At 58.5% G+C, this 14,707-nt stretch carries 12 protein-coding genes; 7 read left to right on the top strand and 5 right to left on the bottom strand.

Annotated features, from left to right (window positions below):
- Positions 1-134: 134 nt before the first annotated feature.
- Entirely contained in the window at positions 135-752 is a 618-nt protein-coding gene (locus AAE029_RS04095; protein ID WP_371071501.1) for a TetR/AcrR family transcriptional regulator, read from the bottom strand.
- Positions 753-960: 208 nt separating this feature from the next.
- On the opposite strand from AAE029_RS04095, the gene AAE029_RS04100 reads away from it, so the two are divergent.
- From AAE029_RS04100 to AAE029_RS04115, 4 genes are read left to right on the top strand one after another with little or no spacing between them, the layout of a single operon-like run.
- Complete coding sequence (locus tag AAE029_RS04100; protein ID WP_371071502.1) at positions 961-2,037, top strand: efflux RND transporter periplasmic adaptor subunit; 1,077 nt, start codon at positions 961-963, stop codon at positions 2,035-2,037.
- Positions 2,034-3,119, top strand: a complete 1,086-nt coding sequence (locus AAE029_RS04105; RefSeq protein WP_371071503.1) for an efflux RND transporter periplasmic adaptor subunit — start codon at positions 2,034-2,036, stop codon at positions 3,117-3,119. Before AAE029_RS04100 ends, AAE029_RS04105 begins: the two co-directional genes overlap by 4 nt.
- Entirely contained in the window at positions 3,116-6,175 is a 3,060-nt protein-coding gene (locus AAE029_RS04110; RefSeq protein WP_371071504.1) for an efflux RND transporter permease subunit, read from the top strand. The genes AAE029_RS04105 and AAE029_RS04110 overlap by 4 nt, the downstream gene beginning before the upstream one ends.
- A 31-nt stretch (positions 6,176-6,206) precedes the next feature.
- Positions 6,207-7,301: an alpha/beta hydrolase gene (locus tag AAE029_RS04115; RefSeq protein ID WP_371071548.1), complete on the top strand. Its 1,095-nt coding sequence runs from the start codon at positions 6,207-6,209 to the stop codon at positions 7,299-7,301.
- A 112-nt stretch (positions 7,302-7,413) separates the two neighbouring features.
- Here the strand turns inward: AAE029_RS04115 and AAE029_RS04120 are convergent, their stop codons facing one another.
- Positions 7,414-8,139 carry a lysostaphin resistance A-like protein gene (locus tag AAE029_RS04120; protein WP_371071505.1) on the bottom strand — a complete coding sequence of 242 codons (726 nt, stop codon included), beginning with the start codon at positions 8,137-8,139 and terminating at the stop codon, positions 7,414-7,416.
- A 214-nt stretch (positions 8,140-8,353) separates the two neighbouring features.
- On the opposite strand from AAE029_RS04120, the gene AAE029_RS04125 reads away from it, so the two are divergent.
- Positions 8,354-9,760 (top strand): FAD-binding oxidoreductase, encoded by a 1,407-nt coding sequence (locus AAE029_RS04125; protein ID WP_371071506.1) that lies wholly within the window; start codon positions 8,354-8,356, stop codon positions 9,758-9,760.
- A 149-nt stretch (positions 9,761-9,909) separates the two neighbouring features.
- On the opposite strand, the gene AAE029_RS04130 is transcribed toward AAE029_RS04125, so the two are convergent.
- Positions 9,910-10,581 (bottom strand): SDR family oxidoreductase, encoded by a 672-nt coding sequence (locus AAE029_RS04130; protein ID WP_371071507.1) that lies wholly within the window; start codon positions 10,579-10,581, stop codon positions 9,910-9,912.
- 208 nt (positions 10,582-10,789) lie between these two features.
- Here AAE029_RS04130 and AAE029_RS04135 point away from each other — a divergent pair, with 208 nt between their 5' ends.
- Positions 10,790-11,797 carry a LacI family DNA-binding transcriptional regulator gene (locus tag AAE029_RS04135; RefSeq protein ID WP_371071508.1) on the top strand — a complete coding sequence of 336 codons (1,008 nt, stop codon included), beginning with the start codon at positions 10,790-10,792 and terminating at the stop codon, positions 11,795-11,797.
- A 126-nt stretch (positions 11,798-11,923) separates the two neighbouring features.
- Positions 11,924-13,420, top strand: a complete 1,497-nt coding sequence (locus AAE029_RS04140; RefSeq protein WP_371071509.1) for a sulfatase — start codon at positions 11,924-11,926, stop codon at positions 13,418-13,420.
- Positions 13,421-13,535: 115 nt separating this feature from the next.
- Here AAE029_RS04140 and AAE029_RS04145 read toward each other — a convergent pair whose 3' ends face one another.
- A complete protein-coding gene (locus AAE029_RS04145; RefSeq protein ID WP_371071510.1) occupies positions 13,536-13,979 on the bottom strand; it encodes a hypothetical protein in 444 nt (147 codons plus the stop codon).
- A 108-nt stretch (positions 13,980-14,087) separates the two neighbouring features.
- Positions 14,088-14,525 carry an ATP-binding domain-containing protein gene (locus tag AAE029_RS04150; protein ID WP_371071511.1) on the bottom strand — a complete coding sequence of 146 codons (438 nt, stop codon included), beginning with the start codon at positions 14,523-14,525 and terminating at the stop codon, positions 14,088-14,090.
- Between the last annotated feature and the right edge of the window lie 182 nt (positions 14,526-14,707).

Below are 14,707 nucleotides of genomic sequence, written 5' to 3' on the forward strand. Positions count from 1 at the left end.
GCATTCAAGCAAACGGCTCCTCTTAAAGGCGTTCGCCCGAAACATGACGGACGCGGTCCTCCGCCGTTTGGCTGTCCGCGATATGGGCGGTCAGGGCGATGCGATAGTGTCCGGGTCTATCTGTCGCAAGAACTTTAAACCAATAGGCCGCGCAATATCAGTTGCAGATGCGTGCTGAGTACCGCGTTCTTGTCCACCGTGCGCCGGTCTTCGAAAATGAGCCGGAAAACCAGCATTCCGGCAATGGGCGACATAACAATTTTAGCAAGCTCAGCCGGTTTGGCCCGGAATTTTTTCTGGGTCACGCCGTTATCAAGTATGTCATCTATTCTCGAAAACACGGGTTCCATGAAATCCTCATGATGACGATCCATCAGTTCCGGGAACTTGGGACCTTCAGCAACGACAAACCTGAAAAGCTCCCGCATTTTCCTGTCGTCGACGAGATGGTCGAATAGAAATCCGAGAAACGTCTCAAGCTCCTTTGCTGGATCTCCCGAGCCGCCGGGGTAGTTTCTGAGGGTTTCCTGGAAGGGCGCCGATATATACTCGATCATGGACTCAAAGAGCTTTTCCTTGGTCTCGAAATACACATAGACCGTACCCTTGGTTACCCCAACTCTATCAGCGATGTCTTCGACGCGCGTCGCCGCAAATCCCTTTTTCGTAAATTCCTCGAAAGCTGCGTCGAGGATCTGAAGCGGGCGCTGTACCTTTTGCTCTGCGCGTGTCAGTTTTCTTGTTTCAGCCATAACTCAGACCCCGTCGTATTTCTGTGAATTCCTCGATGGTTAACCCGAAGAGCTGAGACGGCGCAACTGCTGCCAGGCTCGCCTCATTCGCTGTTTCAGACACCTCTCTTATTCCAGATGCGCCATTCATCGGAACCTCGAACACATTCTATTGACTAATTAGTCAGTCAATTATATGGACGTCCTGGCGGATATCAAGAGGTCATCCATGAAAAGCATCCTTGTCACAGCGATGCTCGTCGGCGTCGCTGCGCTATCATCCTGCAGCAACGAAGAGGGCGGGGCTCAAAACAGGCCGAGAATTGTCGAAGTGGTGGTTGCCTCGGAGCAACCTCGCGAGAAAGCTAGTACAATTACGGGCGAGATTCGCGCCCGTGTTCAGACGGATCTTTCCTTCAGGGTGAGCGGCAAGATTATTGAGCGGCTGGTGGATGTCGGAACACCGGTCAAGGCTGGCCAGCTGCTCGCCCGCATCGATGCGGAGCAACAGAAGGCCGAACTTGATGTCGCCACTGCAAATCTGCAATCGGCGGAAGCACAGGAGACCCAGGCGCGGCTGGCCTTTGATCGCCAGCAGAATCTGTTCCGGACGCAGGTGACGACGCGTGCCGCATTTGACCAGGCCCAGGAAGCGCTACTGACTGCCCGGGGTGCCACGAAATCGGCACAGGCGCAGTTGGAGACCGCGCAAGACGCACTTTCCTACACAGAACTTCGGGCGGATGCCGATGGGATAATCACGTCGCGCAGCGCCGAAGTGGGGCAGGTGGCACAAGCGGCACAGGCTATATTCTCGCTGGCCCATGATGGATCAAGAGACGCTGTGTTCGACGTCTTCGAATCCCTGTTCCTGGAGCGGGAGATCGAAGACGTCGTTGATGTCAGCCTGCTTTCAGATCCGTCCCATAAGCTAAATGCCCGAATCCGGGAGATTTCTCCCACGATCGATTCTTCCATGGGAACGATCAGGGTCAAGGTCGGGCTGAATGGCGATACCTCCATGCCGCTTGGCGCGCCGGTCGCGGGCTATTTTCATCTGAAGCGGCACGATGTGATCCAGTTGCCCTGGTCGGCAATGGCGTCGAAGAGCGGACAGCCCGCCGTCTGGGTCGTCAATCCCGGATCCTCAGCGATTTCCATGCGTCCAATCGAGGTCGGCGAATACGAGACCGGCAGCTTCACTGTCAAATCAGGCGTGTCGCCCGGAGACATCGTCGTCTCGGAGGGAACCAAGTTTCTCAGATCAGGTGAAGTCGTATCTTACAATAGCGGAGCGGCGAAATGAGTGTACGCATCGCAATGACCGCCCTGCTGCTCGGCGCAACGGCTCTCGCATCATGCCAGAAGCAGGGGGAAGCAGCCCAGGAAGCTCCTCGTCCGGTGCTTTCCGTCGTCGCCAGACAGACGCCTGCTGCCCTGCTTAGCCTGACGGGCACGGTCGAGCCGAAGATCGAAACCGAACTTGGTTTCCGGGTTCTCGGAAGAGTTATCGCTCGAAATGTCGACGTAGGCGACCTGGTGAAAAAGGGCGACGTGGTCGCGTCAATCGATCCGCTCGCGCTCGAGCTCGCAGTCAAAAGTGCACAATCCGATCTTTCGAATGCGCAGGCGCAGTTGAACAACGCAGTTTCGACCGAGAAGCGTCAACGTGACCTTGCGGAGGCTCGCTCCGGCACGGAGGCTGCCCTTGAGGAGGCGGAGCAAGCGCGAAAAACGGCGAGCGCAAATGTCGGCAAGGCTCAGGCAAATCTTGACAAGGCAGAAGAGCAGCTGGGATACGCGCAACTCCACGCGGAATTCGACGGTGTCGTCACTGCAACCTCCGCCGAGATTGGCCAAGTCGTCTCTGCGGGTCAGACAGTCGTGACGATCGCGCGCCCCGAAGAGCGTGACGCGGTCATCGACGTTCCCCAGGCGGCTGCGCAGCGCCTCAAGATCGGCGCACCCTTCGAAGTGTCGCTCCAGCTGGATCCGACGATCCGGACACGCGGTATCGTACGTGAGATCGCTCCGGCGGCCGAAACGGCGACGCGCACCCGCAGGACCAAGATCAGCCTCATCGATCCGCCGACCGCGTTTCGGCTTGGTTCGGTTATCACAGCCACCGCGACAATCTCCGCCGAGCCCAGGATCCTTCTGCCGGCTTCCGCTGTGCTGCAAAGGGAAGGATCCACGGACGTATGGCTCGTCGATGCGGCAGCGAAGAAGGTCACGCTTAGGCCTGTGAAGATAGAGGGAGAGATCGTCGACGGCGGCACGGTCCGGGTGACGGAAGGCATTGCTCCGGGAGAGCGCATCGTCACAGCCGGTGTTCACAACTTGAAAGATGGACAGGCCATCAGGATTGACCAGGAGGTCCGCCCGTGAAGAAGTTCAACCTCTCCGACTGGGCGCTGGAGCACCGCTCGCTCGTCTGGTACTTCATGCTCGTCTTCGTTCTTGCCGGAACGTTCTCCTACCTCAACCTAGGGCGTGAGGAAGACCCGAACTTCACCATCAAGACGATGGTGATCAATGCCCAGTGGCCCGGCGCTTCGGCAGAAGAAGTCGCTCACCAGGTCACCGACAGGATTGAGAAGAAGCTCGAAGAGCTCGATAATCTCGACTACGTCCGGAGCCAGACCGTGGCGGGCCAGGCGACCATATTCGTGGAATTGCTCCCAACGACGAAGGCCAAGGATGTCGAGCCCACGTGGGTCCGCGTCCGCAATATGATTGGTGATATCAAGGGCGATTTTCAAAGCGGAGTCGTCGGACCGTTCTTTAATGACCGCTTCGGCGATGTCTTCGGCAATATCTACGCCTTCACCAGTGATGGTCTCACGCAAAGACAGCTTCGCGATCTGGTCGAGGACGCCCGCGCCAAGGTGCTGACGGTCGAGAATGTCGGGAAGGTGGACATCATCGGTGCGCAGGACGAAGCCATCTATCTCGAATTCTCGACACGCCAGATCGCAGCACTCGGGATCGATCGTCAGTCGGTCATCGAGACGCTTCAGGCCCAGAATGCCGTGACGCAGTCCGGCTTCGTCAATGCGGGGCCGGAACGCATCGCTCTGCGTGTCGGAGGACAATTCACGTCCGAGGAGAGCCTGAAGTCAATCAACCTGCGCGTCAACGATCGCTTCTTCCCGCTGACAGACATCGCCACGATCAGGCGAGGCTACGTCGATCCGCCCTCTTCGCTGTTCCGGTTCAACGGGCAGCCGGCAATCGGTCTCGCCATTGGAATGAAGACCGGGGCAAATCTGCTGCAATTCGGTGAGGCGCTCGACGCACAGGTGCAGCGGATCGTTGCCGATCTGCCTGTCGGCGTGGACGTGCACCGCGTGTCGGATCAGCCGGCGGTCGTCGATGAAGCGGTTTCGGGATTTACGCGTGCGCTGTTCGAGGCGATCGCCATCGTTCTCGTCATCAGCTTCATCAGCCTCGGACTTCGGGCCGGCATGGTGGTGGCGATTTCCATTCCGCTCGTGCTCGCCATCACCTTCGTCTACATGGAATATGCCGGAATTTCGCTGCAGCGGATCTCGCTCGGCGCCCTCATCATCGCCCTCGGTCTGCTTGTCGACGATGCGATGATCGCGGTGGAAATGATGGTGGCTCGACTTGAGGCAGGCGACGATCTCAGAAAAGCGGCCACCCATGTTTACACGTCGACCGCGTTTCCCATGTTGACCGGTACGCTGGTCACCGTTGCCGGCTTCATCCCAGTAGGTCTGAACAACAGCGCGGCAGGGGAATTCACCTTCACGCTTTTCGTTGTGATCGCCGTCTCGCTCGTGGTGTCCTGGATCGTGGCGGTTCTGTTCACGCCGCTTCTTGGCGTGACGATTCTGCCGAAAACGATGAAGTCCCATCACGAGAAAAAGGGCCGTTTCGCTTCCGCCTTCGCCTGGCTTCTGAGAACCGCCATGCGATGGCGCTGGGCGACGATCATCTTGACCATTGCGTTGTTCGGCGTCTCGGTCGGCGGCCTCGGGCTTGTCCAGCAGCAATTTTTCCCAGCGTCGGATCGTGTCGAACTCATCGTCGACTGGAATCTTCCGCAAAACAGCTCGATTGCGGAGACCAACAGACAAATTGCCAAGTTCGAGCAGGAAGCACTGGCGAAGAATACGGATATCGATCACTGGACGAGCTATGTGGGCCAAGGTGCGCCCCGCTTCATCCTGTCCTTCGACGTTCAGACGCCGGACGTTACTTTCGGCCAGACAGTCATTGTCACCAAGGGCCTGGACGTGCGCGACAAGGTGCGGGGCGAACTGCAGGACTATCTGACCAAGACGTTTCCGGGAACCGATGCCTTCGTGAAGCTGCTGGACATTGGGCCTCCGGTCGGAAAGCCCGTGCAATATCGCATCAGCGGGCCGGACATCCAGAAGGTCCGCGACCTCTCCCAGCAGTTCGCATCGATTGTCGGCAGCCATCCGCTTCTCTCGAACATGATCTTTGACTGGAACGAACCCTCCAGAGTGGTCAAGGTCGATGTGCTCCAGGACAAGGCGCGTCAGCTTGGTGTTTCGTCGGAGGATATTGCAACGGTCCTGAACAGCATCGTGGAAGGGTCCTCTGCCACGCAAGTGCGGGATAACATCTACCTGATCGATGTGATCGGTCGGGCTGCGGCTTCCGAACGCGGGTCCATCGAGACCTTGCAGAACCTGCAACTGCCGGGATCGAACGGAAAGTCCGTGCCGCTGTCGGCCGTCGCCAACTTCCGTTACGAACTCGAACAGCCGACCATCTGGCGGCGTGACAGGATTCCGACCGTCACCGTCAAGGCCGCGGTCGTTGGACCGACCCAGCCAGCCACGATCGTCGAGCAACTGCGACCGCAGGTGGAGGCGTTCGAAAAGGCGCTTCCGGTTGGCTATAAGCTGGAGATTGGCGGCTCCGTTGAATCCAGCGCGGACGCTCAGGGACCGATCGTTGCGGTCGCACCGCTTATGCTGTTTACGATGGCGACCATCCTCATGATCCAATTGCAGAGCTTCAGCAGGCTGTTCCTGGTCTTCGCGGTGGCGCCCACAGCCCTGATCGGCGTTGTTGCCGCGCTGCTGCTCAGCAACGCGCCGATGGGGTTCGTCGCGATTCTTGGCGTGCTCGCACTGATCGGCATCCTGATCCGGAACTCTGTCATCCTGGTCGTCCAGATCGAGAACCTCCGAAAGGAGGGCGTACCGGCATGGCGGGCTGTGATCGAAGCGACGGAGCATCGCATGCGTCCGATCATGCTGACCGCCGCGGCAGCGACGCTTGCTCTGATCCCGATCTCGAGGGAGGTGTTCTGGGGACCGATGGCCTACGCCATGATGGGCGGGATCGTTGTCGGCACGGCTCTGACCCTCCTCTTCCTCCCTGCGCTCTACGTGACCTGGTTCCGGATTCCGAGAGATGAAGATGCTCAACCGACGGGATAACCATGGCACGGGAGCCCGCAGAGGGCGACATATGCTGGTCGTGATCTGCTTTGTGGCGTTGGCAGGTTGCGCCACAAGACCATCACCGAATGTCTTGAACCCGGTTCACTTGAACGAAGCTGTCCCGGACCGCGTCACCGTTTTGGCTGCAACGAACAGAACCCCGGATATCGCGCGGGGCGGGTTCGGGAGTGCATGGGCGGAGAACCTGACCTACGAGCACTACGCGTTTTCGGTCCCTCCCGACAGGAAGGACACCACGATCACATACCCGACAGCGACGCTGAATCCCAAACGACAATTTGCGGTCACCACACGGAAACAGCTTCCGAAGGACGCGTTTGTGCAGGAGGCGGTACGCTCCGCACAGTCCGACGGGACAATCGGGATCTTCGTGCATGGTTACAACTACAGCTATCAGGAGGCCCTGTTTCGGACGGCACAAATAGCCGCAGACGCGAAAATACCGGGTGCTCCGGTGCTCTTCTCCTGGCTTTCAGCCGCAGCCGTCGCCGGATATGTTGCCGATCGCGATGCGGCCTTGTACTCGCGCAGCGAGCTCGGCTCCTTGGTAAAATCGCTCTCAGCTCCGAGGCAGGTGAAACGCATCATCCTCTTCGGACATAGTATGGGCGGCTTCCTGGTCATGGAAACGGTACGCCAGCTTAAACTCCAGCATCGCGACGATGTCATCGACAAACTGGTGGTGGTGCTGGCGGCGCCCGACATCGACGTCGATGTATTCCGGTCGCAGCTGGGAGATATCGGTCGAATGCCCGTCCCAATATCCCTTCTGGTTTCGAAGGACGACCGGGCGCTCGTGGCCTCAAGTCTCATCGCAGGGGAGCGGCCGCGCGTTGGCCGTGTCGATATCAATGATCCCATCATCAAGGAAGCCGCTTTGAAGGGGGGACTTCGGGTTATCGACATCACCTCGCTCCACGGATCCGATGGACTTGGGCACGATCGATACGCTTCTCTGGCGAAGTTCGGTGCACAGCTTGCCGCCTTCGAAAGTGGCAAGCGGTCGGGTGCCGGCGACGTTGGCGCCTTCGTCTTCGATGCAGCCGGCGCTGCCGTCGCAAGTCCGTTTCGCCTCGCCGGACGTGTCGTTGGCTCCCCATGAAAATACGAAAGCGGGCCGACGTTGACCGTCATGGCCCCGAGCGTTCGCGCTTGCCGCCATCTGGCAGAACAACCGGGCGGGCGCGATAGCCTGCGGTAGAAAGACTGCAATCTCACGCGCTCTGGAGAGCTTTCGCCCGTAGCAGATAGAGCGCGTAAAGCAGGTTTGGCAGCACCAACAGGGGAGCGATGTATATGACTGGCGGGAGTGCTTCGCCAGACTGCATTCCTCCCGCTTTCACCACGGCGAGGAGAGACAGGCAGTCCCAGGTAGTGTGAAGCAAGATCACCGGATAGAGCGATCCAGTGCGAATCCGAAGGGCCATGAACATCATCCCTGTCATGAAGGCGGCAATAGCCTGCAAGACCGCCAGAATGACGTGACCAGTTTGCACCACGTTCAAAACGTGGATCAGACCAAACACTGCCGAGCATAGCCAGATCGAGGGCCAAAGAGCCAGCCGTGAGCGCAGTCCGGAGAACAGGATCCCCCTGAACATGAGTTCTTCAGAAATCCCCACAAAGATCGTGTTGATCAGAATATATATGACCGCGGAAGCTGGCGGCAGCCCCATTGCCAGGATCATGGCGACGAAAAGGCTGACATAGACAAGCGGCAGCCACATCAGGCGTATCGACTTGAGGGCATTGGCGGACTTGAACCCGACATCGTTCCATCGGAAAACAGCAAGCACGATAAGCAAGAATGCAGCCGCGAACGCAATCGGCCACACGATCCCCTGGCTCACCACGTCGATGATCGATTTATCCGAGCTTCCCGACACGAGTCCGCCGAGGCTGGTGATCGCCATCCACACAAGCAACACGATGACTGACATGGCGAGACGGTATCGTGTCCCGCTCGACCTCAGAATGTCGAATGAAGTGCTAATTGGATTCTCCATTTCTTACGAGCGAGTGGTTTCGAGGGAGAATCCGGTGACCGACTGTCCCACCTCCAGCTATTTGGGGTAGGGCGGGTAAACCGCTGCTGCCCACTAAGCCATCTTACGATATGAATAGACGAACGACGATGTTGGAGTAGACGCCGCAATGACGAATTCGAACCTCGCACACTTGATCGAGGCGCTTGGCGTCGAGGTGATCCTCAGTGATCCCGAGGCGATGGAGAAATATCTTCACGACTGGCATGGCGACGCAACCGGATCGGCACTTGCGATCATTCGACCTCGTTCGACTGACGAAGTCGCGGCTGCGATGCGGGTTTGCGGTGAACTCGGTCTCAAGGTCGTACCGCAAGGCGGCAATACGGGGCTGGTCCTGGGGGCATTGCCACAATCCGCCGCCAACAATGTCGTCATCAGCCTCGAGCGTCTTAACAAGGTGCGCAGCGTCCGGGCAGACGACTTTTCAATGACGGTGGAGGCTGGCTGCATCCTGTCCGTGGCCAAAGAGCGCGCTGCCGCCGAGGGACTGTTCCTGCCGCTTGCCCTTGGCGCCCAAGGCAGTTGCCAGATCGGCGGCAATGTCAGCACCAATGCCGGTGGCATCAATGTGCTGCGCTACGGCATGATGCGAGACCTGGTGCTTGGGCTCGAGGTCGTCCTGCCTGACGGCCAGATCTTGAATGGACTTTCCACCTTGCGCAAGGATAACCGCGGCATTGATCTGAAGCAGCTCTTCATCGGCTCCGAGGGAGCGCTCGGCATCGTCACGACAGTCACTGTCAAGTTGACACCGCTGCCGACGCAACGCGAAACAGCGTTGCTTGCCGTCGGCTCATTGGAAGATGCCGTGGCACTCTATCGGCTTGCACGCCGAGAATGTTGCGATCTGATGTCGGCTTTTGAATTCATGCCGCCGACAGCTTTCACGTTGGCGCAGGAAGCCATGCCGGATCTCGTCGTGCCGCTTTCAACCGAGCACCCGGCCTATGTTCTGATGGAGATCTCCGGCTCCGGCCTGGTCGATATTCCGGAGCTGATGCAGAGGTTTGTCGAACTCGGTCTTGAACGCGAGCTTATCGTGGACGGTGTCATCGCCTCTTCCGAAACGCAGACAAGAACGCTCTGGCACTTCCGGGAAGCCATGGTCGAGGGGCAGGCCAAACGCGGCCGGCATCTGCGGACCGATGTGTCCGTCTCGCTTTCGGACCTCGCAGCCTTTGTACGCGAGGCGGAAGTACAACTGATCGCCCTCATGCCCGACTGCCTGGCGATTGCCTATGGCCATGTCGGAGATGGCAATGTTCACCTCAATGTGCTGCCACCCCGCGACACTCCGGAGGCGGAGCGTAAGATAGCCATTGGCCGGGCGAAATTGATCATCGATGAGGTGCTTGCCAGGTACAACGGCAGTATCAGTGCCGAACACGGCATCGGTCGCGAGAAACTGGCCGCCTTCCGCGCCGGATTGCAGCCTGCGCAAGCGCACTTGTTAAGCGCAGTCAAGAAGGTGATGGATCCGGAAAACAGGATGAATCCGGGCGTGCTCTTCTGATCGCGGCCGCCCCAACGACGGCGGTCGGATCCGTCTGAGGGACTTAAGGCTAGTGCACCATTGACCTGACTGCCTCCGGCCCGGCTGCGGAAGAGTGGCGGGCGCAGCGAAGTCCAGCAGCCGGCCGGTTGTTTGCGTCGAGGCGCAAGTCACCACGGAAGTATCTGACCATTGTAGTTGTAGAGCGTTCCTGTCTGATGAGGCCCCGCTTCATCGATGACCTTGCGCATGTACTCGACGCTTGCAGCGGCGGAAAGGCCGTTTGCGCCGAAGCTAGCAACCTTTCCGGGATGAATGCCCAGGATGCAGATCTGACGCGGCGCCAGATCGATCGCGAGACTCTTCATAATCATGTTGAGCCCGGCCTTGCTGGAGCGGTAGGCGTAGGACCGACCTGAGTTGTTGAGGCTTATAGACCCCATGCGGCTTGAAATGAAAGCGATGACCCTCTGCTCGCTCCTTGCCACATGCTCGATGAATGCCTTCGACATCACGAACGGCGCGATAAGGTTTACCTCGAGCATTTTCCGCCAGAGGGTAAGGTCCGTCTCCTCCAGTACCGGATGCGGTCCGGGGATGCCCGCATTGTTGATCAGGATGTCGATTGCCACGTTTTCCAGATCATTGGCGAGCTTCATGACGGCGCCTTCATTCGTCACGTCGAGCTGGACCAGATCGACATTCGAACCAAAAGCCTGACCGGCAGACAGCTTTTCAGGGTCGAGGCAGGTCGCAATGACGCGGTCTCCCCTGGCTGCATACTGCAGCGCGAATTCTTCGCCGAGGCCACGGTCGCAGCCGGTAATCAAAACGGTCGCCATCTGTCTCTTCCATATGCAGTGAAAGGCGGCTGCAGAGCGCTGGTCTCGATGACCATATACCTTCGATTCCAGCCCCGCCATCAATTTGGTCCGAACGATTGGTAGCGTTTTCAAAAAGTGCGTCAAGGGCATAAATTACTTTGACAAAACAATTTAATGCGCAATAAAAGCGAACAAGAAAGCGTTACCATAATCACCCGAGATTTCAGTGAAGAAACCTTTGTCCCGTCGTCCGAAAATGGCAGATGTGGCGCGCCTCGCGGGCGTTTCGGTCACGACGGTCTCCCGCTCCTACAACGAGCCGGACGCGGTATCGCAGACGATCAGGACGCGGATCGCGGAGGCGGCACGCTCACTTGCCTACGTGCCGAATGTGATGGCCGGCAGTCTGGCGGCTGCCCGAAGCAGGACAGTTGCCGTCGTCGTCCCCACAATCAACAATTCGGTCTTCGCGCTTATGCTGGAGGAGATGACCAAGGTCCTGAACAGCCGTGGTTATCAGGTGATGATCGCCTCCAGCGACTATTCGATCGAGCGGGAGGAGGAATTGATCAAGTCGCTGCTCTCCTGGGCGCCTGCCGGCATCGTTCTCACCGGGCGCCATCATTCGCGCGGTACGTTGCGGGTACTGGTGGAAGACGGCCTTCCCGTTGTCGAGGTCGGCGAATACCTGGAAGGATCGATCGATAGCAATATCGGTTTTTCACATCGCGATGTCGGCTGGCGCGTGGCGCGGCATTTCGCCAGTCTTGGCATCCGTCGCTTCGGGCTGGTGGTCGTGGCGCTTCCCGGCGACTATCGGGCGGCGGACCGCGGCGCGGGCTTCAGGGATGTCGTCCTTGCAGAAGGCGCGCATATCGAAGAATTTGCATTGCCTGAGCGGGCCTCGTCACGCAACGGCGCTGCTGCCTTCGCCGACCTGATGAGCCGGAAAGAGCGCCCGGAAGCGATTTTCTTCTCCAGCGATGTCTTGTGCCTGGGAGCGCTGTTCGAGGCCGGCCGACGCGGCATCCGCGTTCCTCGCGACGTCAGGTTCTGCGGTTACGGCGACTTCGATTTTGTGGCGACAGCATCGCCGTCATTGAGTTCGGTTCGCCCCCCAGATCGTGAGATCGGGCGACGGGCAGGCGAACTGCTGCTGAACCGCTTCAATGGCATCGGAAGTGCGACTTCGATCGACCTCGGCTTTGAGCTCATTGTCCGGGAATCGGGATAGAGCGGGATGCGGAAAAGTGTCTGCGGTTTTTTGCCCGCATCCCGCTCTAATCACGAACAATAGCTCGCACGACAGTCGCAATGGCGACGCGGGCAAGCAGAAACGAGACATCAGGTGGAGGAATTGATGGCCAAGTCTAAGAAGCGTCCGAACATCATCTTCATCATTACGGACCAGCAGCGTTTCGATACGATTGCGGCCGGAGGGTTCCCCTACATGAAAACGCCGACCCTCGACAGGATGGTCGCAGAGGGCACGTATTTCCGGCAGACCTATGTGACATCGCCGTCCTGCGCGCCTTCCCGCGCCAGCCTCTTTACCGGCGTCTATCCGCACACCAACGGAGTTTTCCGCAATGACGAGCCCTGGCCCTTCAGTTGGGTCCAGCAACTGGCGGCGTCCGGCTATCGTTGTGTCAATATCGGCAAGATGCATACGTCGCCATTCGAGGATTCCTTCGGGTTTCACGAGCGTCACGTCGTCGAGAACAAGGATCGCGCGACGGCCCGCCTGCCGTTCTTCCTGGACCATTGGGACAAAGCGATCTGGACCCGCGGGTTCGAAAAGCCGAGCCGCGTGACCTACCGCCGTCGCGAGGATTATCGCTCCTCGCTTGGGGCTTTCGTGTGGGAGCTTCCGGACGATCTGCATTCCGACAATTTCGTTCCTGAGTTCGCCCAGATGTGGCTGGATTCCTATACCGGAAACGAGCCGTTCTTCCTGCAGATCGGCATTCCGGGGCCGCATCCGCCCTACGATCCGACACAGGAATATCTAGACAAATATGCCGACGTCGAACTGCCCGAAGCGATCCTCAGCGATGAGGATATCGCCACGCAGCCGATGGCTTTGCGGAAACTGCGAGAACAGCATCTTTCTGTCGATCATGACGCCGTCGTTCACCTGCCGAACCCGACGAAGGAGCAGTTGCGCCGCCAGCGGCAACATTATTTTGCGAATGTTTCGATGATCGACGCCCAGATCGCCAAGCTGATCGAAGCGGTGGAGCGGCGGGGCGTTCTTGACGATACCATCATCATCTTCACCTCCGATCACGGCGACAGCCTCAACGATCACGGCCATAGCCAGAAGTGGTCGATGTACGAACATAGTGTCCGTGTCCCGGCGATCGTCTGGGCACCAGGCCGTGTGGCCGAGGGAAGGGTCGTCGACGACCTAGTATCGCTGGTCGACTTTGCGCCGACCATTCTCGAGCTCGCCGGGCTTCCCGTACCGGCCTGGATGGAGGCGCAGTCGCTTCTGCCGTACCTGAACGGCGAGGAATGTGAGCCCCGAAAATTCGTGTTCTCCGAGCATGCCGGCGACCGCATTTTCAATGGCACCGAGTTCATGACGATGATCCGCAGCCAGCGGTATAAGCTTGTCCATTTCGTCGACAGCGATGAGGGGCAGTTGTTCGATTTGGAGACCGACCGGAGCGAAATCAGGAATCTCTGGGATGACCCAGCCCACCAGGCGACCAAGCAGGAGCTCATCGACGAGATCCTGAGATGGCGTATCAGGAGTTCGTTGAAGACGCAGCAATGGACGCTGGCGAGTGTCGAGCTCGGCGCCAAGTCCGGGCGCACGCCGGTCAGCAATGCCCGCCAGGACGGAGAATGATGCGATGCTGCCCAAGAGCTAACCGGTGTTGCCTGCATGTCATCCCCGAATGCGGGCACTACGTGCCGATGGAACGACCAGAGGCGCTAAACTCGATAATCCGCCAATTGATAAATCAGACAGCGACGTGAGCGAGCCGCTTGGCGCGTGCTCGTGCACTCGCTTCAATATGGTTCACGCGGTTAAGGTAGGTCTCGGCGCGAGCTATCGGATCGTGAAGATACTGATCTGGCCCAAGCATCTTGTTATCATTGAGATCGCGTCTATCGAGAAGATCGAAGCTGACACGTTCGAGGCAGCAATTCCAACCTTCCGGAGATCGGTTCGCCCAACCATTCGTGTGGTAGGTCAGCAGTCGGTTTCGCAGCGAGTAGCCGTGGTGGTCGAAAGCAATTGCGCCGTCGGTCACGAAGATATGGTTTCCGGCAAAGCCTTCGCCGGGGATGATGCGCTCGGCATAAAATCCGGGAAGGGGCGCTTCCTTCAAAAACACTCCGGCGAGAATGGCACACGCGCCATTTCCGAAGAAGATGCGGTCAGGCAGAGCCCAGCGACGCACGGGGTCTTTCTTTATGCCGGGCTTCAACATGTACACGGTCGATGCACCATCTAAGCGAATAGCTGAATCAGCGACTACCAGCCTGGTCGATGATCCTTGCCACGTCAATCAAATGCCGCCGAAGCTCAGTTTGTGCTCGCGATCCAAGGAGTTAGGAGACGCGGAGACCGCCTCGTTGATGAGATCGATGTCGCCGACGAGAACGACGGTCTCTATGCCGCGAGTTATCGCGGTGTAGAGCATGGTTTGGTCCAGCAGCTTCGACCGGACGACGGGGATGATGACCCGTTTGAATGCCGACCCTTGCGCCTTGTGGACGCTGATCGCCCAGCCATGGGTGAGCTTCTCAAGAGCGGCCGTGGTGATCGCGTCTTCAGCGCCGTCGTCGAACCGCACCCAGGCACCTTTGGGATGAGCCTTGGTGAGGACACCCAAGGAACCGTTCATGAACCCTGCGCAGATCGGATCGCCCGTCACCTTGTCGACTAGGGGGTTCCCTGCGGCGTCGAGCTGAGGGGCCTTGGTGTAGTCGTTCTTCAACCACATGATCTTCGGAGGCAAAAAGCAACACTTGCGAAACCGCATGTTAGTTCCATAATTCAGGTTATGCGATCTTTGTATGTAGCAGCATTTTAGAGATGCGACACATAAGCCAGTTAGAGATGCGACAGTAGTCGCCTCTTGGGATGCTGGTCGAATGTCAGCGTTGGGAAGCAAGATTAGCGACG

The organism is Sinorhizobium sp. CB7 (assembly GCF_041357635.1).
In the GTDB taxonomy this organism is placed as follows: domain Bacteria; phylum Pseudomonadota; class Alphaproteobacteria; order Rhizobiales; family Rhizobiaceae; genus Rhizobium.

Bases quoted from the DNA above. Each gene is read 5' to 3' on its own strand.
- AAE029_RS04130 (WP_371071507.1), bottom strand. From the start codon at position 10,581: ATGGCGACCGTTTTGATTACCGGCTGCGACCGTGGCCTCGGCGAAGAA.
- AAE029_RS04105 (WP_371071503.1), top strand. From the start codon at position 2,034: ATGAGTGTACGCATCGCAATGACCGCCCTGCTGCTCGGCGCAACGGCT.
- AAE029_RS04140 (WP_371071509.1), top strand. From the start codon at position 11,924: ATGGCCAAGTCTAAGAAGCGTCCGAACATCATCTTCATCATTACGGAC.
- AAE029_RS04125 (WP_371071506.1), top strand. From the start codon at position 8,354: ATGACGAATTCGAACCTCGCACACTTGATCGAGGCGCTTGGCGTCGAG.
- AAE029_RS04115 (WP_371071548.1), top strand. From the start codon at position 6,207: ATGCTGGTCGTGATCTGCTTTGTGGCGTTGGCAGGTTGCGCCACAAGA.
- AAE029_RS04095 (WP_371071501.1), bottom strand. From the start codon at position 752: ATGGCTGAAACAAGAAAACTGACACGCGCAGAGCAAAAGGTACAGCGC.
- AAE029_RS04120 (WP_371071505.1), bottom strand. From the start codon at position 8,139: ATGTCAGTCATCGTGTTGCTTGTGTGGATGGCGATCACCAGCCTCGGC.
- AAE029_RS04100 (WP_371071502.1), top strand. From the start codon at position 961: ATGAAAAGCATCCTTGTCACAGCGATGCTCGTCGGCGTCGCTGCGCTA.
- AAE029_RS04150 (WP_371071511.1), bottom strand. From the start codon at position 14,525: ATGTGGTTGAAGAACGACTACACCAAGGCCCCTCAGCTCGACGCCGCA.